Annotated in this window: 21 protein-coding genes; 1 reads left to right on the top strand and 20 read right to left on the bottom strand. The window is 33.4% G+C overall.

Annotated elements, in window-relative coordinates:
• Positions 1-38: 38 nt before the first annotated feature.
• The 5 genes from RTW14_RS08300 to alaS all read right to left on the bottom strand — a co-directional run bounded on the left by RTW14_RS08300 (position 39) and on the right by alaS (position 5,248).
• On the bottom strand, positions 39-785 hold the full coding sequence (locus RTW14_RS08300; protein WP_312649387.1) for a LysM peptidoglycan-binding domain-containing protein: 747 nt from the start codon (positions 783-785) through the stop codon (positions 39-41).
• 160 nt (positions 786-945) lie between these two features.
• Positions 946-1,470, bottom strand: a complete 525-nt coding sequence (locus RTW14_RS08305) for a CarD family transcriptional regulator (RefSeq protein ID WP_312649389.1) — start codon at positions 1,468-1,470, stop codon at positions 946-948.
• Between the two features lie 222 nt (positions 1,471-1,692).
• Complete coding sequence (gene ruvX, locus RTW14_RS08310; protein WP_312649391.1) at positions 1,693-2,145, bottom strand: Holliday junction resolvase RuvX; 453 nt, start codon at positions 2,143-2,145, stop codon at positions 1,693-1,695.
• Positions 2,146-2,242: 97 nt separating this feature from the next.
• A complete protein-coding gene (locus RTW14_RS08315; protein ID WP_442871567.1) occupies positions 2,243-2,491 on the bottom strand; it encodes an IreB family regulatory phosphoprotein in 249 nt (82 codons plus the stop codon).
• A 132-nt stretch (positions 2,492-2,623) separates the two neighbouring features.
• Positions 2,624-5,248 (bottom strand): alanine--tRNA ligase, encoded by a 2,625-nt coding sequence (gene alaS / locus RTW14_RS08320; protein WP_312649393.1) that lies wholly within the window; start codon positions 5,246-5,248, stop codon positions 2,624-2,626.
• 139 nt (positions 5,249-5,387) lie between these two features.
• Between alaS and RTW14_RS08325 the strand changes: the two genes are divergently transcribed.
• Positions 5,388-6,344: an aldo/keto reductase gene (locus RTW14_RS08325; RefSeq protein WP_312649395.1), complete on the top strand. Its 957-nt coding sequence runs from the start codon at positions 5,388-5,390 to the stop codon at positions 6,342-6,344.
• 93 nt (positions 6,345-6,437) lie between these two features.
• Here the strand turns inward: RTW14_RS08325 and RTW14_RS08330 are convergent, their stop codons facing one another.
• The 15 genes from RTW14_RS08330 to nadD form a co-directional block, all read right to left on the bottom strand.
• Positions 6,438-6,824, bottom strand: a complete 387-nt coding sequence (locus RTW14_RS08330; RefSeq protein ID WP_312649398.1) for a SpoIIIAC/SpoIIIAD family protein — start codon at positions 6,822-6,824, stop codon at positions 6,438-6,440.
• Between the two features lie 8 nt (positions 6,825-6,832).
• Positions 6,833-7,030 (bottom strand): stage III sporulation protein AC, encoded by a 198-nt coding sequence (gene spoIIIAC, locus RTW14_RS08335; RefSeq protein WP_331654421.1) that lies wholly within the window; start codon positions 7,028-7,030, stop codon positions 6,833-6,835.
• Positions 7,031-7,058: 28 nt separating this feature from the next.
• Entirely contained in the window at positions 7,059-7,580 is a 522-nt protein-coding gene (locus RTW14_RS08340; protein ID WP_312649400.1) for a stage III sporulation protein AB, read from the bottom strand.
• A gap of 43 nt (positions 7,581-7,623) precedes the next feature.
• The gene (gene spoIIIAA / locus RTW14_RS08345; protein WP_312649403.1) at positions 7,624-8,520 is read right to left on the bottom strand and encodes a stage III sporulation protein AA; all 897 of its coding nucleotides are present in this window, start codon (positions 8,518-8,520) and stop codon (positions 7,624-7,626) included.
• Positions 8,521-8,633: 113 nt separating this feature from the next.
• Positions 8,634-9,986: a hemolysin family protein gene (locus RTW14_RS08350; protein ID WP_312649405.1), complete on the bottom strand. Its 1,353-nt coding sequence runs from the start codon at positions 9,984-9,986 to the stop codon at positions 8,634-8,636.
• 69 nt (positions 9,987-10,055) lie between these two features.
• Complete coding sequence (locus RTW14_RS08355; protein WP_312649407.1) at positions 10,056-11,279, bottom strand: peptidase U32 family protein; 1,224 nt, start codon at positions 11,277-11,279, stop codon at positions 10,056-10,058.
• Between the two features lie 37 nt (positions 11,280-11,316).
• Positions 11,317-11,973: an O-methyltransferase gene (locus tag RTW14_RS08360; RefSeq protein ID WP_312649409.1), complete on the bottom strand. Its 657-nt coding sequence runs from the start codon at positions 11,971-11,973 to the stop codon at positions 11,317-11,319.
• A gap of 12 nt (positions 11,974-11,985) precedes the next feature.
• Positions 11,986-13,035 (bottom strand): endolytic transglycosylase MltG, encoded by a 1,050-nt coding sequence (gene mltG / locus RTW14_RS08365; RefSeq protein ID WP_312649412.1) that lies wholly within the window; start codon positions 13,033-13,035, stop codon positions 11,986-11,988.
• Between the two features lie 86 nt (positions 13,036-13,121).
• On the bottom strand, positions 13,122-13,682 hold the full coding sequence (efp, locus tag RTW14_RS08370; RefSeq protein WP_312649414.1) for an elongation factor P: 561 nt from the start codon (positions 13,680-13,682) through the stop codon (positions 13,122-13,124).
• Between the two features lie 140 nt (positions 13,683-13,822).
• Positions 13,823-14,161: a YlbF family regulator gene (locus RTW14_RS08375; RefSeq protein WP_312649416.1), complete on the bottom strand. Its 339-nt coding sequence runs from the start codon at positions 14,159-14,161 to the stop codon at positions 13,823-13,825.
• 2 nt (positions 14,162-14,163) lie between these two features.
• Positions 14,164-15,843, bottom strand: coding sequence for a ribonuclease J (locus RTW14_RS08380; RefSeq protein ID WP_312649418.1), 1,680 nt, complete (start codon positions 15,841-15,843; stop codon positions 14,164-14,166).
• A 30-nt stretch (positions 15,844-15,873) separates the two neighbouring features.
• On the bottom strand, positions 15,874-18,345 hold the full coding sequence (gene leuS / locus RTW14_RS08385; RefSeq protein ID WP_312649421.1) for a leucine--tRNA ligase: 2,472 nt from the start codon (positions 18,343-18,345) through the stop codon (positions 15,874-15,876).
• 3 nt (positions 18,346-18,348) lie between these two features.
• Positions 18,349-18,699 carry a ribosome silencing factor gene (gene rsfS, locus RTW14_RS08390; RefSeq protein ID WP_312649424.1) on the bottom strand — a complete coding sequence of 117 codons (351 nt, stop codon included), beginning with the start codon at positions 18,697-18,699 and terminating at the stop codon, positions 18,349-18,351.
• An 11-nt stretch (positions 18,700-18,710) separates the two neighbouring features.
• Entirely contained in the window at positions 18,711-19,271 is a 561-nt protein-coding gene (gene yqeK / locus RTW14_RS08395; RefSeq protein WP_312649426.1) for a bis(5'-nucleosyl)-tetraphosphatase (symmetrical) YqeK, read from the bottom strand.
• Positions 19,249-19,854: a nicotinate-nucleotide adenylyltransferase gene (gene nadD, locus RTW14_RS08400; RefSeq protein ID WP_312649429.1), complete on the bottom strand. Its 606-nt coding sequence runs from the start codon at positions 19,852-19,854 to the stop codon at positions 19,249-19,251. The genes yqeK and nadD overlap by 23 nt, the downstream gene beginning before the upstream one ends.
• Positions 19,855-19,873: the final 19 nt, after the last annotated feature.

The raw sequence follows: 19,873 nt of genomic DNA on the forward strand, positions 1-19,873 counted from the left end.
TTTTGCATGAATTATTGTGAGTAAAAACATTCGTTCCATTATATGTTCTGTTGTTTGAAATCTGTTTCCAGCACATCTACTTTATCAAGAAATATATTAGCATTATCAATTGTATTTTGATAAGTTTTGTTATTTATTGATTCACCTAAAGTTTTCATTGCCTGATCGAAGTCCGCAATATCTTTACTATATTTAGTATCCAATTGAGGTTTTAATCTTTCCCAGACTTTTTTAGCTGCTATATAATTATTGTTTGCTTCATTCCAATCATTACCTTCAACGTTTAATATAATTTGTCTCCCTAGATAGTCTAACCGGCTTACGTCTGTTGGAATGATTACTTTAAAATAGTCAAGCATATCAGGAATGTACATGGTAATACGATTTGCCTGAGCTATTGCAGAATATGACTTTTTTTGCATTACATTTTGTTCTAGATTTTTAATTGCTAGATTCATTCCAGAAATTAATTCAGTAGGAACCACCGCCTCTTGAAGTAAAGGTGTCAATTCATTCATATTTGTTTTTATTAAATTTACCTTGATTCCGGCTTTTTCCCAATCTGCCGCATAAATATCATCTATTATATCCTCAGCATTTGACTCTATTGTATCCAACTGCTTTGGTATGGGTAATAACTCTGGAATGTTTATAATTTGCCCTATATATAAAGGACTTGAGGCTGATATTTGAGGATTTGCCTTAATTAATTGTACTAAAGGCACTCCAAATTGTTTTGCAATCATAAATAAGGTATCATTAGGTTTTACAGTGTACTGTTGCATTTTTAACTCCTTCCGTGTATTTTGTTTATTCCTTTATAATATGTTACTATGAGTTTTCTTGCTACAACTAGTACTTGTAATATAGACATCAATGTCACAACGAAAAACCTTAGCAATGTAATTGCTAAGGTTTTTAATAATTTAGTACATATTTGACATGTTATAATATATCTTCACCATTTTGCATTTTTCCTACAGCTGATTCAATATATTGATCTACTTCATCTTTTGGTATATCTAAAGCTATGGCGAATTCACTATGGAGTAACTCTTCTGCAATTTTCTTAAACTTTTCATCTGTCTGCCCTAAGTTTTTACCTTGCATCTTAACAATTTTTCGTTTAACATACACAGATTTTATTATATTTATTAAATCTACGCATTTGTGTGAAGATAACAGTTTTTTATAATAATCCTCCATTACTTTGTAATTTTGATTTTCAATAAAATCTGTATCTATATTAGGAATTTGCCTAATAATATTCTTTACTTCAGATTTTGTAACAATTGGTCGCATATACATTGAAGTATCAACAGGAATAAATATTTTTCCATCTCCATATACAGGTGATAAAGTATAATATAGTTTATCTTTAGTTATGCCAGCAATGTCTGGAACTCCAATTTCATCAACTCTGCAGACACCTTGATTTGCATAAATAATATTCTCTCCAATTTTATACATAAATGCCTCCTTTACTTAACTATTGACCATTTTTTCTAAAATTAAACAGAAAAAAAATAACGTGGAGTTTAGCAACTGGAATTACGTTTCTAAAAACTACACGTTGTATATTCATTTTATCACAAAAAGTTTAAAAAAGTAAGTAAATTTAGTTGATTTTTTTTAAAATTATGATATTATATAAAGTTTAATCAATAAATGGTTTTAGGGCTAAATTGATAACTATTCTTTATTATTACTTTTTTCAAATGCAAGCTTATCTAGATAACCCTGCAAAATCAAAATAGCCGCTTGTTTATCAATAACAGCTTTTCTTTTTTTTCGGCTGACATCAGCCTCAATAAGAACTTTTTCAGCCATTACAGTAGTAAGACGTTCATCCTGAAAAACTACAGCTATATGAGCCATACTAGAACTCTTCAGCTTATTTTCAAGCATAGTTTTAAATTCATAAACCTTCTCAGTCTGAATACTGTCTGTTCCATCTAGTTTCTTAGGAAGGCCTACAACAACTGTATCACAGTTAAATTCATTTATATAGTCCATGACCTTTCCGGCGTCTTTTCGTATGCCTACTCGTTCTATTGTAGTAACTCCATTAGCTGTGAGCAATAGTTCATCACTAACAGCAACCCCTATTGTTTTATCACCAACGTCAAGTGCAAGTTTTCTCATATATTAATTACCTTTCTTTAATCAAATCATCAAATACTCATTGATTAAAATCAAAAAATAAGGCGGACAAATGTCCGCCCTTTTTCAAGTTTGTGTGCTATTTCTTCAGAAATGCTCGTAATAGTTCTTCTACTAAGTCATCTCTTTCGATGTGTCTAATGATATTTCTAGCGTTGTTATGCCCAGTTATGTAGGAAGGATCCCCTGAAAGGATATAACCTACCATCTGGTCAATTGCATTATAACCCTTTTCATCTAAAGCATCATAAACGGTCTTTAAAATATCTTCTGTTGTTTTTTGGTCACTTTTCTCTAAATTGTTAAACATAATTGTATTTCTATCCAATCCTACTCACCTTCTTCCTTTTCTATTATTATACACATATTTCCATAATCAAAACAACCCTAATTTTCATATTTAATATTGTTGTAACATTTGCACAAAATTATTACAAAAATTTATATATTTTATTAATTTTTATTTAATAAGTGATTCAGCGACTTTAAATGCATCCTGGATTTTTGAAGGATCTTTTGCACCTGCCTGAGCCATATCGGCCTTTCCACCACCACCGCCTCCAGCGGCTGCAGCAATTTGCTTAATCATATTTCCTGCATGATAGCCCTTGTCAAGAAGATCATCGGTAACAGAAACCATGAATGTTACTTTTTCACCATTCTGAGTAGCAAATACTAGGATATAGCCCTTATTAGATTTTTTTATGTCATCAGAAATCTGACGAAGGTCATTTATATCATAATCTGTAAATGCTTTAGTTAAGAGCTTAACATCACCAATAAGTTTTGCTTCGCTTAAAATAGAATCAAGGGAAGAACTGATTGCAGTCTTCTTTAATTCATCTAATTCCTTCTTTAAAGATTTAACTTCCTCAGACATACTTGAAATCTTTGTCATTAAACCAGCATGGCTTGTCTTTAAAATATCAGCAGCATTATCTATAACAGCTTCTGTTTCCTTTAGTTTATTAACGATACCTAATCCAGTAATCGCTTCAATTCTCCTAACACCTGCAGCAACTCCTGATTCACTAATAATTTTAAATGAACCAATTAGACCTGAATTGCCTACGTGTGTACCACCACAAAGCTCCTTACTAAATTCACCTATAGATACAACCCTTACTTTATCACCATACTTTTCACCAAACAAAGCAGTTGCGCCAGTTTTAACCGCATCCTGCATAGACATTTCTTCCATTGTAACTGGTAAGAAGTGCATTATTTTATCGTTGACAATTCTTTCTACGGCAGCAAGCTGCTCTTTTGTCACAGCTTCATAGTGATTAAAGTCAAAGCGCAGACCATCAGTATTTACACTGGATCCAGCCTGTTGTACATGACCACCTATTACTTCTCTAAGTGCCTGCTGTAGTAAATGCGTAGCAGTATGATTTCTTGAAATATGGTTTCTTACAGGAATATCAACAAATAAGTCTAACTTATCGCCAACCTTAATTTCACCCTTCACAATTTTTAATTTATGTGCAAAGTTACCCTGTAATTTAGTAACTTCAACCACTTCAGCAGTAAAGTTATTATTACAAACTATACCGTGGTCATACATCTGACCGCCGCTTTCAGCATAGAAAGGGGTTTTATCCAGTATAATTCTTGCCTCATCACCAGCTTTGGCGATTTCTAAAACAGTTTTATTAGAGAAAATACCTTTTACAGTCCCCTCATCTATAGTCTTTTCGTAGCCTGTAAATTCAGTTTTACTACTAAAAGCAAAATCAAGATTTTCTTCTGCCCAGCCATCATCATCAACAGATTTTCTTGCTGCTCTTGCTGTTTCTTTTTGATGAAGCATATTTTCATTAAATCCGTCAATATCAGCACTACAATCATTTTCTGCCAAAATTTCCTGAGTTAACTCAAGTGGGAATCCATAAGTATCATAAAGTTTAAATACTTTTTCACCAGAAAGCTGTGTTTTGCCTTCCTTCTTTAATGCTTCTACATACTCAGCGATAATTGCAGTTCCTTGGTCAATTGTGGAACTGAACTTTTCTTCTTCTATAGTTATAATCTTATGAATGTATTCGCGTTTTTCTTCCAGTTCAGGGTATGCGTTGCCTGAAACTTCAATAACCTTCTTTGATAATTCAGCAAGAAATGCTCCTTCAACATCTAGAAGTTTGCCGTGTCTTGCCGCCCTTCTAAGAAGTCTTCTAAGAACATAACCTCTACCCTCATTGCTTGGAATGATGCCATCTGCAATCATGAATGTTACTGAACGTATGTGATCAGTAATAATTCGGATAGATACATCTGTCTTAAGCTTACCATTACCATATTCAACTCCTGACTTTGCAACAACAGCGTCAAGAATATATTTAATCGTATCAATATCAAATATTGAATCTACACCTTGCATGATACAAGCAAGTCTTTCAAGTCCCATACCGGTATCAATATTTGGGTGTGCTAAATTTGAATAATTTCCATCTTCGTCTCTAGAGAACTGTGTGAATACGTGGTTCCAGAATTCAACATATCTGTCACAGTCACAACCAGGCTTACAGTCTGGGCTGCCACAACCATATTCCTCACCTCTGTCAAAATAAATCTCAGAACATGGTCCGCATGGGCCTGTACCAATTTCCCAAAAATTATCATCTTTCCCTAGTCTTACTATTCTTTCTTCTGGCATCCCTATAACAGTTTTCCAAATGTTATAGGCTTCATCATCATCCTCATAAATTGTAGCCCAGATTTTATCTTCAGGTAATTTTAGAACTTGGGTTATAAATTCCCATCCCCAAGTTAAAGACTCTGTCTTGAAATAATCACCAAAGGAAAAACTTCCAAGCATTTCGAAGAAAGTACCATGTCTTGCTGTCATACCGACATTATCAATATCACCTGTCCTGATGCACTTCTGACAAGTTGTCATTCTCTTGCTTGGCGGTGTTTCAAGTCCTGCAAAATAAGGCTTTAATGGTGCCATACCAGAATTTATAATAAGCAGACTCTTGTCCTTCTCTGGAACAAGTGAAAAGCTCTTTCTCTTATAGTGTTCTTTACTAACATAAAAATTTTGGAATGTTTCTCTAATCTGATTTAATCCAAGTTTTTCCATATATATTTATTCCTCCCGTGAAACATTGTACAAATAACCCCATCATTATACCACGTTTTATGGTACAATTAAAGATAATAATGAATAAAACGTCAAGTATACATAAATTTGTATGTAATTATATATAATTGGGGGAATTATGCGAAAGAATGTTCTTGGAAATACGGGTTTAGAGGTTACTCCTGTTGGCTTTGGAGTATTAACCATAGGAAAAACGCAATTAAATATGTCTGTTGAAGATGGTTCGGCAGTATTAAAATATGCATTGGAACGGGGTATAAATTTTCTAGATACCGCTCAGTATTATGATACCTATCATTATATAAAACATGCACTAAAAGGAACAAATTATAATCCGGTTATAACATCAAAATGTTTAGATCCTTCTTATAGCCAAATGAAATATGCTGTTGAACAGGCAAGAAAAGAAATGGACAGAGATGTAATTGATATATTTCTTCTGCATGAGGTTAGAAATGACCCAGATTGGGATGATAGAAAAGGAGCATGGGAATACTTGCAGGAAGCAAAGGCTAAAGGAATTGTAAAAGCTATAGGTGTTTCTACTCATCATGTAGATGTAGCCCAAAAAGCTGCTAATATCCAAGAACTGGATGTACTCTTTCCCCTTATTAATTTTAAAAGTCTTGGAATAAGAAAAGGAAATGAATCTGGTACTAAAGATGAAATGGCTGCCGCTATAAAAAAAAATTCGGAGAATGGTAAAGGAGTTTTTACTATGAAGGTTTTTGGTGGTGGAAATCTAACGGGCCATTATTTAGAGGCTCTCGATTATGTTACTGCCCTTTCAGGAGTTTCTTCAATGATGATAGGTTTTGGATATAATCATGAAATAGATCACATCATTGAATATATAGACGGGAACATAGACAGAAACTATGCCCCTGATATTACAAACAAAAAAATCCATATAGATGAAGGTGATTGTGAAAGTTGTGGAGCATGTATTAAAAAGTGCCCTAACCATGCCATTCGTTTTAATGACAATGGTTCAGCATCTGTAAATCACGGTGTTTGTTTAACGTGTGGCTATTGTGCACCTGTCTGCCCTGTACGTGCAATAATAATGTTTTAATGTAGTAAATTAAATAATAACTTTGAAGGCATGTGGATAATTTGAAATATCCATATGCCTTATTTGTTTTCAAATTTTAAGATAGAGACTTTTTTATTTCAATATTGAATTAATTAGTTGTAGTATTGCAATCAATATTGGAATAGCAAGATAAAATATGATAATTTTTCCTGCCAGCTCAACTTTTCCAGCGATGGCTCCCTCCCCTGAATCTTTACACAGTTGAGAAGTGAAATCAGCGATATATGCAACCACAAGTACCTTAATAATGATTGGGAAAAAGGTTTTTCCATATGTAATATTTCCATATATACTTTCTAAGAATGAAAATACGGCCATAAGCTTTTCTAAAGCTAAAGTAAATATGATTATAACTGTTGCCAGTACTACATAAATTGCAAACTCAGGTTTAAAACCTTTTATTACTTGTGCACAAATAACCCCTACAAGTGCAATTAGAGCTATTTTTATTATATCCATAGGACCACCTATAATTGAAATAATGTTTTTACAGTGTCAAAGAATTCGCTTATCATACGTATTATGAAGAAAAGTACAACCACAATTCCTGCTAAAGTCGTCATTAGTGCATAATCTTCTCTGCCAGCTTTTGAAAGAATTTGATTAATTACTGCTATTGCAATACCTATTCCAGCGATTTTAAATATGATGTCAACATCCATCATCCTTTGTTTCCTCCACATTTTTATATTTCTATAAAAGTATAATAACAATTGTTAAGCCAATCGCTATCCCTAAACCTTTGTACATTTTTCCCTTCGTATTATTTTCCTGAACTGCTTGTTCCAATTGTTTTTCAATTTGTTTATATGCTCTTTGTATAACAGCACTCTGACCGTAAATATCAGTACCACCCAGCACCTTTCCAAGTTCCTTTATGGTGTACATATCTTCTGTAGTAAAGGAACAGCTCTCATCTAATTTCTCAGTATATTTAAACCAGCTTTCAATAAAGCTGCAATTGTTATTTCCTTTTAGATCTGCAGATACGTTAGAAAATAAATTTTTTGCAGCGTTATTTGCCTTTTCATCAGAAACAATTTTCAATGCTTCTGGAAGCGGTGTCTTCCGGTATAATATTTCATCCTCCAAGTTCTTTAAACCATCTAGGAAGCTTTGCAAATTTATAACCCTGCATTGATAATCCTGTGCCTTGAAATATCCTAGTGCACAACAGATTATAAAAATTAGAGTGTTTAATATAATATTAAGCAAAATAGCTCTTCCTTTCTATCAGTTTACATAAAATAGTTATTGTTCAATCTTTATCCTGCTTTGAATACATAACTTCTCTGATTGAACCTGTCTTAGGTATATTTGATAAGAATATAATACAGGAGAAAGTACCTTTTTTCACTAAACTGCCTATTGCTGAATTTAAAATATCTTCATAAGAATTCCCATGTATAGTAGTAATTAAATTAACCCCTGCGCACATGGCAGCCTCTATAGCATAAATATCAGCACTCTTACCAATTTCATCGGTAGCAATTATATTGGGCGACATGGCTCTAATAAGCATTATAATCCCCTGTTCTTTTGGGCAGCCATCTAATATATCCGTGCGTGGCCCCAAATCATAGCAAGTTTTGCCTTTGTAGCTGCCTGCTATTTCGGATCGTTCATCACAAACGCCAACTCTAAACCCTTTACAGCTTAAGTTCCTTACTAAATCACGAAGCAAGGTTGTTTTGCCACATTTAGGTGGGGAAACAATTAAAGTATTATGAATGCTGCCATCCTTTTTAAGGATTTTTTTTAAGCATTCTTCTGAAGCACCTATGACTTCTCTGCTGCATCTAATATTTAGTGATGATATATCTTTGATTAATCTTACATTCTCTTTTTCAAGAACTACTTTCCCACATACCCCCACTCTATGACCACCTTCAATTGTAATATAACCATTTGCCAGTTCTGTCTCGTAAGCATAATAAGAGTAATTCAATAAACGGTTTATTAAATTGTTTAGCATTTCATAATCAACTGCGTAAGATATGTGATACTCCTCATTTAGCGAAATTATAGAAATGGGCTGTCCGATTCTAAATCTAAATTCTTCAGCATTATTAATAATTTTATCGGGCAAAGCTCTAAAGGTCTTCTCAAGATCCTGTGGCATCTTAATCAGTATACTCTCAATATTTTTCTCCATGATGTAACACCTCCATATCATAAACATATTGCTTGGACACAAAATTATGATAAAAATTTTAAAGTGTGTATAAAAAAAAACACATTCTCATAAGAGAATGTGTTTGTATTTTTTTATCCTTCCTTTCCAAGAGTATCCTCCTCATTTGGATTTGGAACAATATATAGTTTTACTTTTTCAATTCTTCGTTCTTTTACAGATTCTATTTTGAACACACAGTTTTCATATTCGATAACACGTTCTTCTGGTTCATCTTCATCGGGTATTTCACCAAGTAAATCAATTAAAAGACCTCCAAGCGTCTCACTGTTTTCGGATTGAAGATTTAAATTTAGTTTTTCATCTAAATTATCTAAATTGATAAATCCATCGACAATAAATGTATTATCGTCAATTTTCTCTATAGGAAGCTCTTCTTCGTCATATTCATCATCAATATCGCCCATTACTTCTTCAATAATGTCTTCCATTGTAACAATACCGGAAAATCCTCCGTATTCGTCGATTAAAATCGCAATATGCTGTTTTGAGCTTTGTAAATCAAAGAATAAAGAATCAATATTTTTGGTTTCAGGAACAAAATATGGTTTCCTTAGAATTGATTTTATATCAACATTTTCAAAGCCATCTTCCCTAGCTTTTATTAAATAATCTTTTATGTGTAATATACCGATGATATTATCACTGTCATCTTCATATACCGGAATTCTTGAATATCTTAGCTCCATTAATTCATCAATATATTCTTCAGTAGGATCATTAATATCAATATAAAATACATCTGTTCTCGGAGTCATTACTTCATATGCAAGTTTATCATCAAAAGCAAAGATCCGATTAATCATTTTTCTGCCTTTTTCTTTAAGTAAACCTGTTTCCTGTCCAAATTCAAGCATAGACATAACTTCATCTTCAGAGAATTCTTCATCTTCAATTTTTATCTTTTGTTTAGTAATCCATAAAAGTATATTTACAGAAGAAGATAAAATCCATACAAATGGTCTCGTTAGCTTTGATAATATTATAATTGGCTGCACAACATGAAGTGCAATGGTTTCTGCATGTTGTAGTGCTATTCTTTTAGGATATAACTCACCAAAAACAAGTGTAACATAAGATAAAATAATAGTCACAACAAGAATAGCTATATATCCACCATAAGGTAATCCTAAGTTCGTTAATAATTCACCCAAATTATCAGACATCCCTACTGCCGCCGATGCACTAGCAAGAAATCCTGCCAAAGTAATGACTACTTGAATGGTAGATAGGAATACATTTGGTTTTTCTAATAGTTCCCGCAACATTGCAGCTTTTTTGTTTCCTTCTTGAGCAAGAAGTTTAATCTTATTTTTGTTTATAGATACGATAGACATTTCTGCAGCTGCAAAAAACGCATGTATAAAAATTAAAAATATTAAAAATATTATTTGCGCCATTACTGGCGTACTGGGGTCCGAAGACATTCTTTTTCTCTCCTTTTTTTCCTTTATTACTGTAATTAATACTTAAACCATGTGGAAAATTATATCATTTTATTTTCTTTTACGCAACATAAATCCAGCAGTAACGGGATGATCTACTTTTATCTGAAGAAGTTGTTGAGGATGGGGTGCTGATTCAACAGGATTACCATCTTCATTCAACATGATTTCAAGAGTCTGCGTAAAGGAATGCCAGTTAGGGCCAAAGATTTCTATTTCTTCACCAATACTCATTTTATTTCTCTGTTCTACTAATGCCATTCCTGTTTCAGAATTATAATCTTTTACAAAACCTACAAAAGAATATTCTCTGGTATATGCACTAGTTTGATAGTCCTGATCTTTGTTTGTAGGCTTATCAAAATAAAACCCAGTTGTAAATTGTCTGTGACTAACCTTTTTTAGTTCATTTAGCCATTCTTCATTGAAAACATAGTTTGCAGGATCTTCATAATAAGCGTCAATGGCTTTTCTATATGCACTTACAATTGTAGCTACATAGAAAACACTTTTCATTCGGCCTTCTATTTTCGCAGATACAATTCCTGAATCAATCAATTCTGGTATATGATCAATCATACATAAATCTCTAGAATTTAGAATATACGTTCCTCTTTCATCTTCTTCAATAGGAAAATATTCACCGGGTCTCTGCTCTTCCACCAGACTATACTTCCATCTGCAAGGATGCGCACATTGCCCTCTGTTGGCATCTCTTTCTATCATAAAGTTGCTAAGCAGGCATCTCCCTGAATAAGAAATACACATTGCTCCTTGAACAAAAGCTTCTATTTCCATTTCTTCAGGCATTTTGCTTCGAAGTTCCTTTATTTCCTTAAAAGTAAGCTCTCTGGCAAGAACAATTCTTTTTATTCCTTGTTGGTGCCAAAATTCCGCAGTTTTAAAATTAGTCATATTTGCCTGTGTACTTAAGTGAAGCTCAGCATTTGGTATAGCTTCTTTTATTAATAGCATTATGCCAGGATCTGATACTAAGAAAGCATCAATCGCGATATCTTTAATTTTATTTAAATATTCCTCAAAAGGTTTGATATCTTCATTATGTGCATAAATGTTAACTGTTAAATAGGCTTTTTTACCTCTAGCATGAGCATATTCCACTCCTTCTTTTATTTCTCCAATAGTAAGATTCCCTGCTCCGGCCCTAAGACTAAACATCTCACCACCAAAATATACCGCATCTGCGCCATAATCTATGGCAATTTTTAATTTTTCTAAATCCCCGGCAGGAGCTAGTAATTCGATTTTTTTCATTTTTACCTCTCGTATCCATAATATATTTACTGTAAATCTATTTATCTATAACACTAATTGCCAACCCGTCTCCCACTGGAATAACTGAAGTATGGCAATAATCCAATTCATTAATATATTGTACATATTCTTGCATCTTACGGATATTTGTTTTATGTTTACCATGAATGTCATATTCACTGGATACAGTCATTGCTTTCATAAGTACATTATCTGATACTATTATAGTATCTTGGTGAGCTAATTTTATGGCAGAATCCCAAAATCTCTTATAGTGACTTTTGGCGGCATCGATAAATATCAAATCAAAGGGTTCACTGCCTTCGTTATACAACTTTTCTATAACCTCACCACCGTCACCATGATAAACTGTAATTTTATCAGACAATCCAAGATTTTCTATATTTTGTAAAGCTGTTTCATATGTTTCTTCATTATATTCTATAGTAACAACTTCTGCACCATCATAAACAATAGCAAAACAAGAAGATGAATATCCTACTGCAGTACCAATTTCCAATATTCTTTTAGGACGATGAATACGAATTAGATTTAAAAGCAAGCTTTCTGTATCTTTTAATATGATGGGTACATTAGCTTCTTCAGCCTTCATGCGTAGTTGTCCCAGCTCTTGCGTTAAAGGTTTATATAATTCATCAATATATTGAGTTACTTTTTCATTTGTAATATTCATAAACATTCTCCATTACAGTGAATTAATATAGGATTTCTTATTTTTTAAAAACTCTTCATAAGTGTTTGAAAACTTATGCGTACCATTATTTTCAGCACTGAGTACATAATAATAATAATTTGTGCTCTCTGGATATAAAGCGGCCTTTATGGAATCAATACTTGGCGAGCAAATAGGCCCTGGAGGAAGACCGGTATTTTGATAAGTGTTATAAGGTGAATCCACCTGTAAATCATTATAATCAAGTCTGTCCTTGTGTTCAGGCAATGCATACTGAACAGTTGCATCTATTTGTAACGGCATATTAATAGCCAATCTATTATATATAACACTGGCAACTGTAGCCTTTTCAGAAGAAACTAAGGTTTCTCTTTCAATTAAAGATGCTATAGTAATGATTTTATACATATCATAGCCCATTTCAGCTGCTCTAGTGTAATATTCATCTAAAACAAGTTTATTAAATTGTGCCAGCATTTTATTTATGATTTCATGTTCACTGGCTGTAGTATAAATATCATATGTTTCAGGATATAAAAAACCTTCAAGTCGGTTTTCATTATTGGGTAAAAGAGACATAAATTTATAATCAAAGGTACCAGATTGTATTTCTGAGATAAAGGAATCTTTATTAATTAAATTTTTTGCAGCAAGTTTTTCTGCAGTTTGCTTTACAGTAAGCCCTTCCGGAATTGTAAACCGACTGATATTCGATTCTCCCGATATGATTATTTCCATAATCTGCTCAATTGTCATGGCTGGTGATAGTGAGTATTCCCCTGCTTTATACTTTCCATCGTTTCCCTGTAATTTTGATAATAGTTTAAAATGATTTGCATTTGAAATTATTTTATTATCTTGTAATATTTGACCAATATTTTTTGTTCCTGAGCCTGGAGGTATACTGACAGCTACTATTTGAGTATTGTCTTTATCTAAGGGGTTTCCTAAATTGCTTAGATAGTATACTGAACTTCCAATTAATATTATAACTAGCACTAAAATTAAGGCTATTAAATTAAATTTTTTCCCTTTTCCCTTGCTTTGATTTGTTTTTCCCATAAATATTTCCTCTTTTGTATTATTCACATTAAATAGAAAGGGACGTTTAGAACGCCCCTTTTAATTCATTTATTCAGTTACTGCTTTTATTTAGATCTTCCTAAATAATCGCCTGTTCTTGTATCTATCTGAATAACTTCGCCTTCTTCAATAAAAATAGGGACTTGAACAATCGCGCCTGTTTCAACAGTTGCTGCCTTAGTTACGTTAGTAGCCGTATCTCCTTTAACGCCTGGCTCAGTTTCAATTACCTTTAGATTTACAAAGTTAGGAGGTTCTACCATAAATGCTGACCCCTTGTAGAATTTAATAGTAGCTTCATCATTTTCTCTTAAGTACTTGATAGCTTCTTCAACCTGTTCTTCCATTAGAGGAACCTGCTCAAAAGTTTCTTGATCCATGAAGTAGTATAATTCCCCATCATTATATAAGTACTGCATCTGCTTTGTTTCAATATGAGCCTTAGGGAATTTATCATTTGGGTTAAATGCTTCTTCTCTAGTGGCACCAGTAAGAATATTTTTGTACTTTGTTCTTACAAAAGCAGCACCTTTTCCTGGTTTCACATGCTGGAAATCTAAAATAACATGTGGTTCACCATTTAATTCAAAAGTAATACCTTTTCTAAAATCACTTGCGTATAACATATTTTACTCCTTTATAATTAGTGTCAAAATAACTAAAAACCTTGGTTCTTAGAGAATTATTAAGTCTTTTGTAGATTTTACGGTATTTATTATATCAAAAGATGTAACAATTGCCAAGTCCTCAATATAACCTCTAACCTTTATTTGTTATTTCCAAGATTAATTACTTCTCCTAAAATCTTATATATATCATTCATCATAAGTGAAAACCTAAGTTCTGACTGCAGATATTGAGCTGCAAGAGGATCACTCATCATAATACCATAAAGCTGTTGAATCTGGCCAGTAAATTCTTCATCAATTTCCTGGCCTAGTATTTGCTTTGTCTGCATTTCCATTTGCTTCGCCTGAAAATCATTTATCATTTCAGTAAGCTCACTATTTTGAGAAACAGTCGCCTTCATAGCTTCATACTGTTTTAATTCCTCTGAATCCTTAATTGCTGTAGCTAGAGTTCTAGCTGCATCATATACATTCATTTTTAAACCTCCAAGAATATGGGCAGTATAACAGGACTCCTCTTTGTCTGCTTATAAATAAAGCTTCTAAGATCGTCTCTTACTGCTGATTTAAGCGCATTCCAATCTTTAATATTCTCTTCACAACATTTATCAAGTGTGTTTGAAACGAGATTTCTTGCTTGTTCAATAAGATTTTCGTTTTCTCTTACGTAAACAAATCCTCTGGAAATAATATCTGGACCAGAACATATTGTACCAGATGCCTTATCGATAGCAGCTACTACAATAATAAGCCCTGATTCTGAAAGAAGCTTTCTGTCACGAAGTACGATATTTCCCACATCACCTACGCCTAAGCCATCCACATATACAGCCTGTGAAGGTACTTCTTCTTTGAGTATTTCTGCCTTATTAGCAGTCACACTAAGAACATTGCCATTTTCTAAAATAAAGATATTTTCGGGATCTTCACCCAGGCTCTCTGCAATTTGTGCATGTCTTTTTAGATGTCGATACTCACCATGTACCGGCATAAAAAACTTAGGTTTAATTAGAGAATGCATTAACTTCAATTCTTCTTCGCAGGCATGGCCTGAAACGTGAATATCTGCTATATCTGAATAAATTACTTCTGCACCCTTTTCAAAAAGTTTATTTACAACATTTGAAACTGTCTTCTCATTTCCAGGTACAGGGCTGGAGGATAGTATTACCATATCCCCTTTTTTAATGGTCACTGCTTTATGATCAGCAGACGCCATTCTTGAAAGCGCTGACATTGGTTCACCTTGACTGCCTGTAGTGATGATTACAAGTTCTTTATCTGGAATATTTTTAGTTTTATTTATATCTACAAGTACATTTGCAGGGACAGTTAAATATCCAAGTTCCATCGCGATATTTACTACATTGACCATGCTTCTACCAGATATTGCCACCTTACGGCCAACCATAACTGCATTATCAATAATTCTTTGTACTCTGTGTACATTTGATGAAAATGTAGCAATAATAATCCTTGCTTCTGAATTTCTAAATATATTTTCAAGAGTAATGCCTACCGTCTGTTCAGACATGGAATAACCCGGTCTTGTAGCATTTGTACTATCACAAAGCATAAGCTGAACACCCTTTGAGCCAAGTTCAGCAAGTCTTGCAAAATCCATAGGTGCTCCGCCTACCGGTGTATAATCAATCTTAAAATCTCCTGTATGGAATACTCTTCCTACTGGTGTATCTATACACCAGCAAATGGCGTCTGCAACAGAATGTGTACTTCTAATGGCTTCTGCATTAAATGCTCCCAGCTGGACCCTGTCTCCATGGGCAACTGTGTTTAAATCAGCCTTAATTCCATGTTCTTTAAGCTTATTTTCTACCAGCCCTAAAGTTAACCTTGTTCCGTAAATTGGAATATTAATCTGCTTTAGAAGGTAAGGAATAGCTCCTATATGGTCTTCATGACCATGTGTTAATATCATTCCTTTTATTTTCTCTTTGTTTTTTACAACATAGCTAAAATCAGGAATAACAATATCAATTCCGTACATTTCATCTTCTGGAAAGGACAGTCCGCAGTCAATAATTAGCAAATCTTCTTTATATTCCAAAACGGTCATGTTTTTACCGATCTCATTTAATCCGCCAATTGGAATAACGCGTAGTGGGCTGCCACCCTTTTTATTCGTTCTTTTTCTCATTGTTTCTCCGTTCTACTTTTGCTATGAAACTTATCTCACAACGATATTCAATAGCTTGTTAGGTACTGCTATGATTTTAACAACAGTTTTTCCATCTATTAAAGCTTTTACTTTTTCATTTTCCATCGCTATCTTTTCAAATGTTTCTTTATCTAAATTATTTGTTACATTCATTTTTTCTTTAACTTTTCCGTTTATCTGGATAACGATTTCAACAGTATCTTTTACCATTGCTGCTTCATCATACTTTGGCCAGCTAACTGTATGAATAGATTCATTATGTCCTAAACTCTGCCACATTTCTTCGCAGATATGAGGTGTAAATGGCGATAAAACTAATACCAGGTTCTCAACTGCAGCTTTTAGAAGCCCTAGATTGATATTATCATTTTCCTTGTATTTATACATTTCATTTACCATTTCCATAATGGAACTGATAGCAGTATTAAAGCTAAATCTGCCGCCAACGTCTTCAGAAACCTTTTTAATAGTTGTATTCATTTCAAAAGCTAAAGATTTATCTTCTTCTGTTTCTAAAATATATGAATTTGGTGCATGTTCTATAACATTCTCAAGTTCATAAACTAGTCTGTATACTCGGTTAAGGAATCTGTAACTTCCTTCAACACCAGCATCTGACCAATCAAGTTCTCTTTCAGGAGGTGCAGCAAATAAAATAAATAATCTCGCTGTATCTGCTCCATATTTTTTAATGATTTCTGCAGGGCTTACTACATTACCAATAGATTTTGACATTTTCTTGCCATCTTTGATAACCATACCCTGAGTTAATAAATTTTCGAAAGGTTCTTCATTTGTAGTATATCCAAGATCACAAAGAGCCATCTGGAAAAATCTTGCATACATTAAGTGAAGTATAGCATGTTCTACACCACCTATATACTGGTCAACATTCATCCAGTATTTTTGCTTATCCTTTGAGAAAGCTTCCTTGTCATTTTTTGCATCTGTGTATCTTAAGAAATACCAAGATGAATCAAGGAATGTATCCATAGTATCCATTTCTCTTTTAGCAGGCTTTCCACATTTAGGGCATACGGCTTTAGCAAAAGTCTTACTTGTTGTAAGTGGTGATTCGCCCTTACCAGTAAATTCCACATCTGTTGGTAGCATTACAGGAAGATTTTCTTCTTTTTCAGGAACCCATCCGCAATCATCACAGTAAATCATAGGAATAGGTGTACCCCAATATCTCTGTCTTGAAATAAGCCAGTCTCTTAGCCTGTAATTAATGGATTTTTTACCAATCCCTTTTTCTTCAAGATAATCTATAATCTTAAGTATTGCTTCCTTATTGTTCATACCAGTGAACATCTCAGAATTTATCATATTACCTTCTGCCACAAAAGCTTCTGTCAAATTATTGATGTCTATTGAAGGGTCTGCTGATTCCACTACAGGAATAATTTCACAGTCAAACTTTTTAGCAAATTCAAAGTCTCTCTGGTCATGGGCAGGTACCGCCATTATAGCCCCAGTACCATAATCCATCAGAACATAGTCGGAAATAAAGATTGGAACCTTCTTTCCATTTAAAGGATTGACAGCATATCTACCAATAAATACACCGGTTTTTTCATTTGTAGTTGATGTTCTTTCAATATCAGATTTATGCTGAACTTCATCTAAATATTTCTTAACTTCAGTTTCTTTGCCTGAACCTTTTACAAATTCTTTTACATATGGGTGTTCTGGTGCAAGTACCATGTAAGTTACCCCATAAAGAGTATCTGGCCTTGTTGTGAAAATTTTAAGTTTTTTATCAAACCCATCCACATCAAAGTCAACTTCAGCTCCAACGCTCTTTCCTATCCAGTTCTTCTGCATAATTTTAACCTTGCTTGGCCATCCTTCTAGTTTTTCAAGGTTATCAAGAAGTCTATCTGCATAATCTGTAATCTTAAAGTACCACTGAGATAATTCTTTCTTACCAACTAATGAACCACAACGTTCACAAGAGCCATCAACAACCTGCTCGTTTGCAAGTACAGTTTGACAGCTTGGGCACCAGTTTACAGGATTTTCTTTCTTATAAGCTAAACCTTTCTTATAGAACTGAATGAAAATCCACTGCATCCATTTATAATAGTCAGGGCGGCAAGTAGCTACTTCTCTATCCCAATCATATGCAAATCCTAATTCCTTTAACTGTTCTGTCATTTCTGCAATATTTTCTGTAGTCCATTTAGCAGGAGCAATGCCATGCTTAATGGCTGCATTTTCAGCAGGAAGACCAAATGAATCATAGCCCATAGGATGTAATACATTAAAACCAGCCATAGTTTTGTATCTTGCAATAACATCACCGATAGAATAGTTTCTTACATGTCCCATATGTAGTTTTCCTGATGGATATGGAAACATTTCCAGTACATAATACTTTTCTTTACTTTCATCTTCAGAAGTAGCAAAAACCTTGTTCTCGTCCCAATACTTCTGCCATTTTTCTTCGATTTCACTGAAGTTGTACTTTTCTAACATCGATTAATCCTCCAAATCAAGTTCTAAAAATTCACAATCGCCCCAAACCTTCTCAATGTTGTATCTCTGGCGCATTTCTGTAGTTAAAACATTTACAATTACATCACCATAATCCATGAGAATCCAACCTGAACTAGCCTGTCCCTCTATACTCTTTGCAAACATTCCTTCTTTTGCAAATTCATCATCAATGTCATCACTTAGTGATTTAATTTGCCTTTCGCTATTACCTGAAGCTAAAACAAAATAATCAGCAAATGAAGATTTAATGCTAATATCAATACATACGATATCCTGTGCCTTTTTTTGGTCCAAAACTTTAGTGGCCAATAATGCTATTTCTTTACTATTCATCTAGATCTCCTTTAAATTTTCAATCTTTTTAAGTAATCTCTTGCTTCTACAGTATCTTCATCTAAAAATAAATTTTGTGATTTAACATAATCAATAGTTCTTGATAATGATAATATACAAGCTTGGTCTAAATTAACAAATGCAGCTTTCCTTAATTCCTCTACTCCTGGATATTCTCTATTTGGTTCTATGGCATCAGCTAAATAGATTATCTTTTCTAACTGTGACATATTTAGTCTGCCTGTAGTATGATAACTTACTGCATTTAAAATATCCTCATCCGTAATCCCATAATCTTTTGTCATAATAACTGCTGCAACTTTACCATGAGCTAAATTTCTGTTATTTAGATATTTTGAACCTAAATTAAATTGCTTAACATATTCATTCATTTCATGCAGAGATATTTCCCTAAACATATCATGAAATAGTGCAGCAATCTCTGCTTTTTCTAAATCAACGCCATATAAAGAAGCTAATTTCAGAGCCGTGTCTTTAACTGCATAAATATGACGTTTTCTTTTTTCTGATAAGTTTTTTTCAATATAATTATTTATATAGTCCATTTTCATGGATGTACCTTTCTACAGACTCCGGAACCAGATCTTTAATACTTTCCCCCATTTTAATATGAGTTTTTATATCCGTTGAAGAAATGGGTAATTCTTCATTATTTAACAATATAATATTAGTATTATAAACCGCTCTTATCTTGTCTATACAGCATTTTAATTGATCTTCTTTGTAACCGGGTCTACTGCCTATGGCAAAACTAAAATCACGTAGTAATTCTTTTGACTTGTACCAGCATTCAATATTTAAAAATGAGTCCGTGCCTAAGATAAAAAAGAATTCTGTATCACTACTATAAAAAGTTCTTATTCTCCTTAAAGTGTTAATAGTATATGAAATTTCATCAATTTCAAGCTCTGCGTAAGAAATTTCAAGGCCCTTTTTTCCTTGCAGTGCTTGTATTAACATATTTACTCTATGTTCTTCTGGGGTAACCTCCATATCCATCTTAAAGGGCTGGTATTTTGCAGGAATAAAGATTACTTTATCTAAATGTAGTTCCTCCCTTGCCTGCAAAGCCAGTTGGATATGCCCCCAGTGTATGGGGTCAAAACTTCCCCCGTATATCCCTATTTTATTCATAACCTCTCCACTAAAGTAA

The organism is Aminipila sp., assembly GCF_032051575.1.
GTDB lineage: Bacteria > Bacillota > Clostridia > Peptostreptococcales > Anaerovoracaceae > Aminipila.